The organism is Dactylosporangium siamense (assembly GCF_016862795.1).
Lineage (GTDB): Bacteria > Actinomycetota > Actinomycetes > Mycobacteriales > Micromonosporaceae > Dactylosporangium > Dactylosporangium siamense.
In genome coordinates, this window is record NZ_BONQ01000222.1 from 1 (window position 1) to 9566 (window position 9566).

Below are 9566 nucleotides of genomic sequence, written 5' to 3' on the forward strand. Positions count from 1 at the left end.
ACAGGCCGCCGCTCGTCGCGTGTCGGCCTTGAGCCCAGGAGCCAACGGCGGACCCGGAAGGGTGCGAGGACGGCTTTTGAGCGAGCTCTGCGAGCGGTCCTCGTGCCCGGTGCCCGCGGGAGCAGCGGTCTGCACCACGGCGGACATAGGTCATCAGCTTTTGTGGTTCTGGCTTGTGTTTTGGGCCGTTACTGTGCGGCTGCGGCGAGCTGTTCGCGGGCTTTGCGCAGCAGGTAGCGAGCGCCGTCGGGCTCGATATCGAGGGCGGTGGCGAGTTCGTCGGGGGTGGTGCTGGGGTTGGCCGTAAGTACAGCCACGGCGTCGTTGATGCCCGGTCGGCCGTGACCTTTACGGCCGGCTCCGGCGCCCTTGCCGAGGCGGTTGTTGAGCCAGTCGATCATTGCCCAGCGGGCGAAGTAGTAGATGGTGGTGGTGCTGACCGGTCCGGGCTCGTCGTGAACGGGTCTGGGGAGGTATCCGTCGCGGCCTTCGGCCCAGGCGCGTTTTGACCTGCGGACGTATCCGGCGAAGGTGGCTTGGTTGATGCCGGCGGCGCGGTAGAACTCCGATGCGGGCAGTTCGTCGTCGGGTTCGCCCTCGTAGAGCCAGGCGGGGGCGCCGTTGGGTGCCTGGGTGGCTTGGGCGTTCGTTTCGGCGCGGCGCTGCTGTTGGCGGCGGAAGTGGGCGTCGAGGCCGTCATCGCCGTCGATCGGGTACCAGTCGCGGCGGCCTTGGGCGGGCAGCGGGGCGGGGAAGCCGGTTTCGGCGCGGTGTTGTGGTGAGGCGTTGCGGTTGATCGTTTTGATGGAGACGCCGCCGAGTTCGGCGGCGCCGGCGCGGTCGGTCGCGCGGCGTCCGTCGATGATGCGAATTTCCATCGGTGCGCCTCCGCGGGCCGGTCGCGCCCGGGTGGGTGGCCGTCGGGGCGGCTGGGTTGGCGGACGACCGGGCGCCGCGATGCGGCGACCGGCGCCTTGCGGCTCCGGCCCGGCAAAGACCCGGCCGTCCGTTAGGAACCCAACATCCGAAGGTGGCGTACGAGACGTCACCAGACGAACGAAAGGACTTCCGATACTACCGGCTGTTGAGGCGGCGTTGGTGGTGGGCTCGGTGGTGACGGCCATGTCGGTGCCGTTCGGTCGGCGTCGGCCCGGGCCGATGTGGTCCGGGCCGGCGTGGTCGGATGGTCAGGCAGCGCGCCGGGTCAAGGCGTTCACGGCTTCGACTGCACGGGCCGCGCGGGCGATGTCGCTGCCGGTGGCCCGGTCGGCGACTGCCTGCCGATGCCAGTCGGGGTTGAGGCCGTCGGTCGCGGCGATGAACACGCTGGTGCCGAGTCCCCAGAGGTGGTCGTTGACGGCGAGGCAGGCGGCGGCGAGCTCGTCGATGTCGTTGCCGTACCAGCGGAAGTCGGCTGGGTCCTTGCCGTGCTCGCGCAGGCGCCGCGCGGCGGACAGCAACAGGATGCCGGTGCCGGCGGCCGGGTCGGCGATCGACGCGCCCGGGGCTGCGTCGGCGACGCCAACGATGTGGGTGAGGGCGTCGGCGGCGCCGGGCGGCGTGTAGTAGGCGCCGCGGCTGGCTGCGACCTTCGGTCCGCGCATGAGCTGGAGCAGTTCGCCGAACAGGTCGGTGGCGTGGCGGCGGTCCGGGTGACCGGTGAGGTGCAGCTGGCCGGCGTCCAGGGCGGCGCGGGCGACGGCGTGCGCGCCGGTCAGCTGCGTGTCGGACGGCCCCTGGTGCAGCCAGGCGACGAGCGGGGCGACCCGGACGGCGAGATCACCGCGGGTGAGCATGAACGATCTCCAGATGTGGTGCAGGAGCCGGCCGAGGGCGTTGGGGTCGAGGGCGGTGACCTGGTCGGCGAGGTCGGGACCGTCGGGGTCAGCTTGAGCGATGAGTGCCAGCGCGGCGACGACGCTGGTGGGGATGTGCAGCTCGGTGCCGCTGCCGTGTTCGCGACGCCAGGCCGCGTCGACGGCGGCGGCGACGCGCCGGGTGTGCTCGGTCGGGTCCGCGGGCGCGGATGAGGGGCGTCGGCGGCGTGGTGCCGCGGGGACGGGATGGGTGGCGAGTTCGAATAGGGCGAGCTGCGGCTGGTCCACCTCGGGGCGCCTGCCGTTGGTGGGCGTCATCGGTGACCGCCCGCCGCGAGGACGGTCCGTACCAATTCGTCGATGCTGGTCGGCGGTTTCGGGTACGGGAGGGCGGGCAGCGCGATGCGGGCGTCGCGGCCGGTGCGGATCTGCCACGCGTATTTGAACGTGCCCGGGTGCTGCACGACGGTTGCGCCGGCGGCGGTCAGCGCCGGCGGCAGCCATTGCGCGAGGGGCTGCGTGCTGGTGTAGGGCGATGCGCCTCGCAGGATGAGGCGTTCGGCGGCGCCGCGCCAGCCCTGGGCGCCGGTCCGGATCTTGGTGAGGGTGCGGGCCGGCATGCTGGTGGCGTCGGGGAACAGCACGAGCGGCCCGCCACGGCTGGTGCCGACGTGCCGGCCGTTGCCACCCTGGTAGGCGATGCCGTGATGGCCCCCCATGAGGAGCTCGCCGAAGCGGCAGCGGGGCATCGGGTCGCTGAACGCGACGGCGCCGCCGATCCCGGCGCTGGCGGCGAGGCGGAACACGCGGGCGAGGAACCAGGTTTCGGCGTTGCCGGGAACGGGGTCGAGCAGGACGAACCGGCCGAGGTCGAGGGACTCCCGGTTGGGGACGAGGCCGGGGAACGGCTTCGTTAGCACGGCCGGGTGCATCGGGATGGACAGCGCGGCCACGCCGACGAGCAGGCCCGCGGGGGTGCGGGCGGTGGGGTGCGGGTCGGGGTAGTCGTCGAGGTCCGGCGTGCGGGCGAGCAGCCCGTAGCACAGCTGCGCCTTGGGCCAGCTGGCGCTGTAGTGGTGCTGCAGGACGAACAGTCGTGCGGGCCGGGCGGCGATCAGCGCGACGGTGTACCGGTCGGGGTCGAACCCGCCGAGGTGACGGTGCTGCCAGCCGGGCTGACGCAGCCGCCAGCGCTGGCACCATCCGGTGTCCGCGGTGGGGAGGTCGAGCGGGAGGGTCAGCTGCGTAGCGGTGTGGGTGTTCATGCGGCGGCCGCCGTTGGGTTCGCCGCTGCTGCCGCCGTCGCTGTGGTGGCGGGTGGGCTGGTGCGGTTGAGGCGGGCGAGCAGGGCGTCGCGCCAGTCGAGGGCGTAGCCGAGGCAGTTGGCTTCGCTGGCGTGGCTCGGGGTGCAGCCGGGTTCGCGGCGGCCGGCGAAGCTCCAGGCGAGGGAGTCCGCGGACGCGAGGTGCTGGCCGTAGTCGGTCAGGCCGGTGGTCTTGACCCCGAAGCCGTGCAGGCGCAGCCCGGTGGCCTGCGCGAGCTCGGCGAAGAGCAGCGACGCGCGGATGGTGTTCTGCCGGCGGCAGACCGAACCGACCCCGACGAGCGGGTATTCGGCCAGGTCGACGCAGGCGGCGGCGTACTGGTCGGCGTGGTCGAGGTGCTCGCCGTGGCACCAGCCCTGTAGTACGGGGATGAACGGTAGGTCGGGGGCGAGGCTGCGCAGGTCGAGGAAGTCGGCGATGGTGCGCGCTTGGTGCTCCGCGACGCTCAGGCCGGTCCGGGCGAGCATGTCCGGTTCGCACATCCAGTCCCGCGGCGCGGCCCATTCCAGCAGGCCGATCTCGTCGCGGTAGCGGCGGACCGCGTCGGCGTACTGCCGGGCGGTGGTTTGCCAGCCGCCGAACGCGGACAGTTCGGTGAACCCGCCGGAGTCCAGGGCCCACGGTGCGGCGGCCTGGGGCAGTGTGCGTCGTCCGGCGAGGCGGCGATGGGACACGAACAGCGGGACCCGGGCCGTTTCGAGCCAGTGCGGCTGGTGGGTGCCGAGGTAGAACAGCGGCGTGGAGGTCGCACCCGTGGCGGCTGCGGGGTGGGTCATGACTTCGCCGTCGGCGGGCCGCGACATCGGGCGGTGTTGGGGGGCGACTGGTTGGTCGGGGCGGCCGGGGGCCGCCGTGCGGGTCGGCACGGCTGGTTCCTTTCGTTGCGGGATTTGGGTTCCTGCGTGGTGGGCGCCGGTTTGCCGTCCGGGCGCCCACCACGGGGTGGTGCGGGTCAGCCGCCGGTGGCGGCGGTGGCCGGGTTCTGGTTGTCGTGGTGCTGCAGGTCCAGTAGGAGCCGGACGAGGGGCAGGCAGGTGCGGTGCTCGTTGGTGACTGTGTGTACGGCGTCGGAGAGGTTGCTCTCGGCGCGTCGCAGGTCGGCGAGGGTGTCGTCGAGGTGGGTCAGCCATCCCATCGCGCGGCGGAGGGCGGCGGCGCGCCGGAGCCGGTCGAGGTCTGGTGCGGGCTGGTCAGCCCAGAACCGCGTGAGTGCAGCCATGACACAGGTCGCGTGGTTCGCGTTTGTCCGGCTCGCGGAGGTCCCGTCACTTGCGCGAATGCGCTGGCTGAGCGCGGTGGCGGTGATCGGCCTGTCGGTGCCGTGCCGCGCGTCGGCGATGTCGAGTGTGTAGGCGCCGGTGATGCGAGTTCCGTTGACGACGGGCCGGTGCGGCCGGTACTCCTGCGCGTCGTGCGGGGGCCACAGGAGGTTTTCGTGGGGTGGTCCGTCGCCGCAGAGGATGGCCAACCGGCCGGTGTCGAGTTGGAACGGTGTGGGCCCGTTCCAGCTGGACATGCTTTCGCCGAGATGTGGAACGAGCACGAACACGCCTTGAACGGCGGTGCTGCTCACGGTGCAGCGGGTGAAGCCGTCGGCGAAGTTGTGCTCCATGGTGTACCGGAGGCGGAACGCTCCGGGGACGGTGACCGCCCGGGGGTCTGGGCCTTCGCGGAACGGCTCGTTGTGTTCAGGCATGGGTGGCTCCTTCGGGAGACGGTGCGGCGGGTTGTGTGGGCTGTGGCGGCGGGCCTGACTCACAGGTCCCCGATGTCGGCGACCGTGACGGCTCCGGCGGTGCGCTGGCGGTGGATTGCTGCGGTTGCGGCGGCGATGCGATGGACGTCTGTGGTCGTGTTGACCGTGAGGTCGGGGATGAGGTGTTCGTCGTCGGGGCTGATGTAGAAGTCGCCTGGTGCGGCGTAGATGCCGCCGTCGAGGTGCCAGGACGAGCCCCCCAGCAGCAGCGTGTACCGGTCTCTGTCGTCCGCGTCGCGGGTGACCGGCGCGACGCCGATGGTCATCACGTTGCCGCCGGTGTCGAACAGTGCGGCGTCGAGGCCGGCGGCGATGAGCGCGTTGAGGAGGGCGCGCATGTCGATGAGGTCGGCTGGTTCGGGGATGGGCATGGTGGCTCCCGGGAGGTCGTGTGCGCGGCATGCTGCGCTGCTTGGGACTGCGCAGCGGTGGTGTGGTCTCGTGCTGTGTCCGGGATGTGGCGGGGCCGCGGTAGGCGCGAGCGGCCCCGGCACGACGGTTGGGCGTGGGTCAGGCCGCGGTGGGCTGTCGTACCTGCTCGGGCCGCGGGGCGGGGCCGGCACTGACGTTGGTGGGGCGACGCGCGAACGCGAATGCGGGATCGGTGGTCGAGCGGGACAGTTCGGCGGTGAACGTGATCCGGGCGCCGGGGTAGGTTGCGCGGTCGATGCCGAGCGTGCGGAGTACGGCGGCCGGCCGGGTGACCCAGACGGTGAACCCGCGGTCGTCGCGGACGAACAACACGACCGTCGGGCGGCCTCGGTACCCATCGCGTTCGGTCGTCCGCGTGATCACGCCGGAGACCTGCTGGCAGCCTTCGGGCGCTGCGGCGGCAGGGCCTGCCGTTCGGGCGGTCTCGCGGTCGCGCATGCTGAGCGCGGCGTCGACCTGGCGCGGGCTGAGCATCACGGTGCCGGGGCGCTGCCAGTGCGCGGTGACGCTGTCGGCGAAGCGGGATACGGGCTGCGTGGTGTCGTTGGTGCGGGCCAGCAGGTACTCGACGGCCTGCGCGTGGCGGGGGTTGGCGTCGAGCCAGGCGAGCCGCTGCGCCCGCAGCGCGAGGCGTTGCCGCCGCCGGTCGGCGTCGGCGCGCATCGCCTCTAGGTAGCCGGCGTAAGCGTCGAAGCGGTGTTCCAGGCACGTTTCACCGACCGGGACGAGCTGCGCGCTGGGCCGGTACTCCAGGACCGCGACGTAGCGCAGGTGTGCGCCGCAGTGGTCGCAGCGGCCGCCGCTCTCCGTAGTGTTCCAGTGCCCGTCGGGCATGGCCTCGGCGGCGATCCGCTGCCGCCACTGGGTCGCGATGGTCGGCGCGTTGCCCAGCTGCGCGGCGATGTCGCCAGCGAGGGGGTGCCGGTCGGGGGCCTCGAGGTAGGCGTCGCAGTCGCGTTCCGGCTCGTTGTCGAACGCGCTGACGAACCGGTACAGCTCGGGCTGCAGGTTGCGCAGGGCGTGCGGGTCGAGACGTCGATTGGTGGTCATGCTTTTGCCTTCCGGGCTGGGTTCCTGCTCGTTCGGGTTTGCCGTCTCGAGCGAGATGTCTAATCAGACCTTACGAAGCGGGTTGTTGTAGGCGTGCGCCTGCGGCAAGGTTCTCGGCGGCGTCGGCGGCCACGCGCTCGGCGATGGCCGTGTACCGATCTGGCGCGGTGCTGCGCAGGTCTTCGGCGAAGCGGCGGGCGGCGGGTAGGTCGGCGGCGCGGCCGGTGGCGTCGAGGAATGCGGCGACCGCCTCCAGGTGGTCGGCGTCGGCGGGCATTGGTCCTTCTGTCCTGGCTCCGGCCGGCCGCCCACCGGCGGCCGGCCGGGGCGGCCCGGCTCAGCCGTTGAGGCGCTGGTCCGCGAGTGCGAGGTACATCGGGACCTGGTGCTCGCCGAGGTAGCGGCGGCGGCCACTGGCGTCGATCCAGGTCCCGTCGGTGACCTCCGGCTCCGCGCCGGTGTCGGCGATGTGGGCGGTGATGGCCGCGACGGTCGCCTCGAACGCCTCCCAGGTGGCGGCGGAGCGGCGGGAGACGGCGAGCAGTGCGTCGTAGAGGCGTCGCTGCTCGTCGGTGAGCTGGTCGAGGATGCCGCGCAGCCGGAGCCACGCGTCGCCCTCGGGAGTGACGCCGTACTCGCTGACGCCGGTGTGCTTCACGTGGTCGTCGCTGTTGAGGTACATGATGGTGAGCCGGTCGTAGGTGTCCGGGTGGGGCTTGTTCCAGACGGTGCCGGGCTTCCTCGGGTCGGTGGTCTGGGAGACGAAGCGCTGCATGCCGCGCTTGGCGCCTTTCGGCGCGGTCTCGATCCAATAGCGGATTTGGCAGCGCAGGATGCGGCCGTACGGGTAGTCACCGACGAGGTAGGCGCTGTCCTGGTCGGTGTGGCCGTGCAGGACGGTGACGCGTTCGATGCTGGTCATGTGCTTCCTTCGGGCTGGGTTCCTCGGGCTGCGGGGCCGGAGAGTTTGCCGTCTCCCGACCCCCATCCACTTATATTCTAATCATACCATACGAATACGCATGATGGTGTTCCGAGCTCACAGTTCCGCAGCGAGGGCGGGCGCTGAGGGCCTTCTTCGGGGTGGCGCCGTCGTCGAAGTGGTCGCGCCAGCAGAAGTCGGCGAGATCGAAGATGGAGACACCGATCCGGCGGCGGCAGCTGCGGTCGATGACGTAGAGCCAGACCGCGAATTCGCGATCGTCGCCAGCGTATTCGCGCTGCTCGGCGCCGTCGGCCTCGAAGCTGGCGAGGACGGCGTCGCGGACGTGTCCGGGAATCGTCTCGATGAACGACATGGCAGCAGTGCTCCGTTTCGTTGTTGCCGGCAATGGTTGGAAGGTGATGCCGGTTTCCTCCACTGTGGAGGGTTGATGTGCGACGGTGGCGGCCTTTCGATGCTGGGCTAACGCCCGGTCTCGCGGAATCGGTTGGCGCAGGCAGGGCACAGCGACACATGGCGGTAGCTGGCGACGGTCGCCGGTGCCGTGCACCCGAGCGTGTCGCAGGGGTCGATGCGGACACTGACTTGGTGACGCCAGACGCTACGGACGATCGGGTCGACCTGATGTGGGACTTCGCCACGGAACGTGCGGTGCGGAATCGGCCGGCAGTTCAGGAAGACAGTCCAGGTATCGCGCATGTCGTGTCCCGCCGGCGAGAGGTGCCGGACCGTCACGAGGTGGCGTCGGTCGATGACGACCGTCACGTCCGCGATGCGGTCGACCCGCGGGTGCGGCATGAACGGTGACCGAGTGGCCGCGAGCCAGCTGCTGCCGTGCAGCGTGTGGCATAGCTGTTGCGCGAGTTCGCGGGCGTAGATGGTGAAGCCGTACTCGGCGGAGCCGGTCGGCGTGATCGGCACGGATGCGGTCTCCAGCCGCCGGAACACGGGGTCGATGGCGGCCGGCTCGGTGCCGGTGGGCTCCATGGTGCTGGTCATCGCGCAGGTCCTTTCTGAAGGGGGCGGGTGCGGTCAGTGCCGGGCGGAGCGCGGACGGGCGGGCTCGATGCCCGGCCGTCCGCACTGCGGGGCTCACGGCTCGTCGTCAGTGATGACGTAGGTGAGGCCGTGCTGCTGGGCGAGGTAGTCGAGGGCCTCGGCCGGAGCGCCGAACGTCTGGGCGTCGACGTTGTCGGGGAGGATGCTGTCGCTGCTGTGGATGCGCCAGCGGTTGTCGGCCTCGCGCCGGACGACGAGTAGCAGAAGTCGTAGTCCCAGGCGCGGACCTCGTCCGCGTCGAGTCGGCGGTGAACCACGTGGTGATGTCCTGGTCGCCGAGGCAGTATTGCCAACGCAAGCGGATCGGGGTCGTATCGGTGTCCATGCGTCCTCTTGGTCGAAGTCATGCGTGGGGTTCGTGCGGCCGACGGCACGGGTTGGCCGTCGGCCGCGTGGCGCATGTCAGTGGGGAGCGGGGCGGTGGTGCCGCGGGCGATGCATCGCGGCGCGAATCGATGTGAAGGCCGCTTCGGCGATGAGTTCAGCGGCGGGGCGCCACAACGTCGCGAGGTACGGCACCGGCTCGCCACCGACTGCGAGGGTGTAGTCGCGCATGCCCGGGTCGATCCGGTTCGGGACGCTGGTCACGGTCACGCGGTGACCGCTGACGTGGTATTCGACTTCGACGCGCTCGGGTACGCCGTCGGGCCCGAGGTCCGTCCGGCGGCCGACGATCGTCTCGGGTCGGAAGTTGAACAGTTCGGCAAGGTGCTTGCCGACCTGGTGGGCGAGGGACATCTGAGTGCCGGGCTTCGTCGCGGTGTCGAGTTCGACCCGGCCGACGAAGAACCATGTGCCAGCCTCGGGAGGTGCTGTGCCGTCCATGACAGCCCTTCGTTGTGGGTGCTGGGTTCCTGGCCATCGCGCGCTTGCCGTCGCACGATGTTCTAATCAGACCTTACGATGCGCCCGGCGTGATGCCGGGCGCACCTTGGCTTCACGCGGTGGGGGTATAGGGCTCGCGCTTGCAGGCGCGCAGGAAACCGGGCGTGGTGGGGACGGTGTGCAGGTTGACGATGTCGCCGAACGCACGGAGGGCGCCGTCCCCTTCAAGTCCCTCGTCGACGAACCCGAGGAGGACCCCTACCTCGCTGAACACGATCCAGCCGCGGAGGGGGGCGCCGTTGCCGTCGCGGCCCGCGTTGAGCTTGATTGCGTAGAGGCGGCCGGTCGTGGTGGGTGGT

The 9566-nt window shown here is 71.0% G+C and carries 15 protein-coding genes; 2 read left to right on the forward strand and 13 right to left on the reverse strand.

Annotated features, from left to right (window positions below; genetic code table 11):
- Positions 1–188 precede the first annotated feature (188 nt).
- The 11 genes from Dsi01nite_RS56385 to Dsi01nite_RS56435 form a co-directional block, all read right to left on the reverse strand.
- Positions 189–878 carry a hypothetical protein gene (locus tag Dsi01nite_RS56385; RefSeq protein WP_203854793.1) on the reverse strand — a complete coding sequence of 230 codons (690 nt, stop codon included), beginning with the start codon at positions 876–878 and terminating at the stop codon, positions 189–191.
- A 309-nt stretch (positions 879–1187) separates the two neighbouring features.
- Positions 1188–2135 (reverse strand): N-6 DNA methylase, encoded by a 948-nt coding sequence (locus Dsi01nite_RS56390; protein ID WP_203854794.1) that lies wholly within the window; start codon positions 2133–2135, stop codon positions 1188–1190.
- Positions 2132–3082: a Mom family adenine methylcarbamoylation protein gene (locus Dsi01nite_RS56395; protein ID WP_203854795.1), complete on the reverse strand. Its 951-nt coding sequence runs from the start codon at positions 3080–3082 to the stop codon at positions 2132–2134. Before Dsi01nite_RS56395 ends, Dsi01nite_RS56390 begins: the two co-directional genes overlap by 4 nt.
- Positions 3079–3918 (reverse strand): deazapurine DNA modification protein DpdA family protein, encoded by an 840-nt coding sequence (locus Dsi01nite_RS56400; protein ID WP_203854796.1) that lies wholly within the window; start codon positions 3916–3918, stop codon positions 3079–3081. Before Dsi01nite_RS56400 ends, Dsi01nite_RS56395 begins: the two co-directional genes overlap by 4 nt.
- A 176-nt stretch (positions 3919–4094) precedes the next feature.
- Entirely contained in the window at positions 4095–4838 is a 744-nt protein-coding gene (locus tag Dsi01nite_RS56405) for a hypothetical protein (protein WP_203854797.1), read from the reverse strand.
- A gap of 59 nt (positions 4839–4897) precedes the next feature.
- Positions 4898–5269: a hypothetical protein gene (locus Dsi01nite_RS56410; protein WP_203854798.1), complete on the reverse strand. Its 372-nt coding sequence runs from the start codon at positions 5267–5269 to the stop codon at positions 4898–4900.
- A gap of 139 nt (positions 5270–5408) precedes the next feature.
- Positions 5409–6380: a hypothetical protein gene (locus Dsi01nite_RS56415; protein ID WP_203854799.1), complete on the reverse strand. Its 972-nt coding sequence runs from the start codon at positions 6378–6380 to the stop codon at positions 5409–5411.
- Between the two features lie 70 nt (positions 6381–6450).
- Entirely contained in the window at positions 6451–6657 is a 207-nt protein-coding gene (locus Dsi01nite_RS56420) for a hypothetical protein (RefSeq protein WP_203854800.1), read from the reverse strand.
- A gap of 60 nt (positions 6658–6717) precedes the next feature.
- Positions 6718–7302, reverse strand: coding sequence for a hypothetical protein (locus Dsi01nite_RS56425; protein WP_203854801.1), 585 nt, complete (start codon positions 7300–7302; stop codon positions 6718–6720).
- 70 nt (positions 7303–7372) lie between these two features.
- On the reverse strand, positions 7373–7678 hold the full coding sequence (locus Dsi01nite_RS56430) for a hypothetical protein (protein WP_203854802.1): 306 nt from the start codon (positions 7676–7678) through the stop codon (positions 7373–7375).
- Between the two features lie 107 nt (positions 7679–7785).
- The gene (locus Dsi01nite_RS56435) at positions 7786–8322 is read right to left on the reverse strand and encodes a hypothetical protein (RefSeq protein ID WP_203854803.1); all 537 of its coding nucleotides are present in this window, start codon (positions 8320–8322) and stop codon (positions 7786–7788) included.
- On the opposite strand from Dsi01nite_RS56435, the gene Dsi01nite_RS59175 reads away from it, so the two are divergent.
- Together Dsi01nite_RS59175 and Dsi01nite_RS58675 are read left to right on the forward strand one after the other, a co-directional pair.
- Positions 8247–8435 carry a twin-arginine translocation signal domain-containing protein gene (locus tag Dsi01nite_RS59175; RefSeq protein WP_373318975.1) on the forward strand — a complete coding sequence of 63 codons (189 nt, stop codon included), beginning with the start codon at positions 8247–8249 and terminating at the stop codon, positions 8433–8435. The two genes, Dsi01nite_RS56435 and Dsi01nite_RS59175, sit on opposite strands and share 76 nt — an antisense overlap.
- Before the next feature lie 16 nt (positions 8436–8451).
- Positions 8452–8583, forward strand: coding sequence for a hypothetical protein (locus tag Dsi01nite_RS58675; RefSeq protein ID WP_275423526.1), 132 nt, complete (start codon positions 8452–8454; stop codon positions 8581–8583).
- A gap of 201 nt (positions 8584–8784) precedes the next feature.
- On the opposite strand, the gene Dsi01nite_RS56440 is transcribed toward Dsi01nite_RS58675, so the two are convergent.
- Together Dsi01nite_RS56440 and Dsi01nite_RS56445 are read right to left on the reverse strand one after the other, a co-directional pair.
- Positions 8785–9207 carry a hypothetical protein gene (locus tag Dsi01nite_RS56440; protein WP_203854804.1) on the reverse strand — a complete coding sequence of 141 codons (423 nt, stop codon included), beginning with the start codon at positions 9205–9207 and terminating at the stop codon, positions 8785–8787.
- 112 nt (positions 9208–9319) lie between these two features.
- Positions 9320–9566: hypothetical protein (locus Dsi01nite_RS56445; protein ID WP_203854805.1), on the reverse strand; the 247-nt coding region annotated here is incomplete at its 5' end.

Bases quoted from the DNA above. Each gene is read 5' to 3' on its own strand.
- Dsi01nite_RS56435 (WP_203854803.1), bottom strand. From the start codon at position 8,322: ATGACCAGCACCATGGAGCCCACCGGCACCGAGCCGGCCGCCATCGAC.
- Dsi01nite_RS56395 (WP_203854795.1), bottom strand. From the start codon at position 3,082: ATGAACACCCACACCGCTACGCAGCTGACCCTCCCGCTCGACCTCCCC.
- Dsi01nite_RS56415 (WP_203854799.1), bottom strand. From the start codon at position 6,380: ATGACCACCAATCGACGTCTCGACCCGCACGCCCTGCGCAACCTGCAG.
- Dsi01nite_RS56385 (WP_203854793.1), bottom strand. From the start codon at position 878: ATGGAAATTCGCATCATCGACGGACGCCGCGCGACCGACCGCGCCGGC.
- Dsi01nite_RS56440 (WP_203854804.1), bottom strand. From the start codon at position 9,207: ATGGACGGCACAGCACCTCCCGAGGCTGGCACATGGTTCTTCGTCGGC.
- Dsi01nite_RS59175 (WP_373318975.1), top strand. From the start codon at position 8,247: ATGCGGTCTCCAGCCGCCGGAACACGGGGTCGATGGCGGCCGGCTCGG.
- Dsi01nite_RS56400 (WP_203854796.1), bottom strand. From the start codon at position 3,918: ATGACCCACCCCGCAGCCGCCACGGGTGCGACCTCCACGCCGCTGTTC.
- Dsi01nite_RS56420 (WP_203854800.1), bottom strand. From the start codon at position 6,657: ATGCCCGCCGACGCCGACCACCTGGAGGCGGTCGCCGCATTCCTCGAC.
- Dsi01nite_RS56425 (WP_203854801.1), bottom strand. From the start codon at position 7,302: ATGACCAGCATCGAACGCGTCACCGTCCTGCACGGCCACACCGACCAG.
- Dsi01nite_RS56410 (WP_203854798.1), bottom strand. From the start codon at position 5,269: ATGCCCATCCCCGAACCAGCCGACCTCATCGACATGCGCGCCCTCCTC.
- Dsi01nite_RS56405 (WP_203854797.1), bottom strand. From the start codon at position 4,838: ATGCCTGAACACAACGAGCCGTTCCGCGAAGGCCCAGACCCCCGGGCG.
- Dsi01nite_RS56430 (WP_203854802.1), bottom strand. From the start codon at position 7,678: ATGTCGTTCATCGAGACGATTCCCGGACACGTCCGCGACGCCGTCCTC.
- Dsi01nite_RS56390 (WP_203854794.1), bottom strand. From the start codon at position 2,135: ATGACGCCCACCAACGGCAGGCGCCCCGAGGTGGACCAGCCGCAGCTC.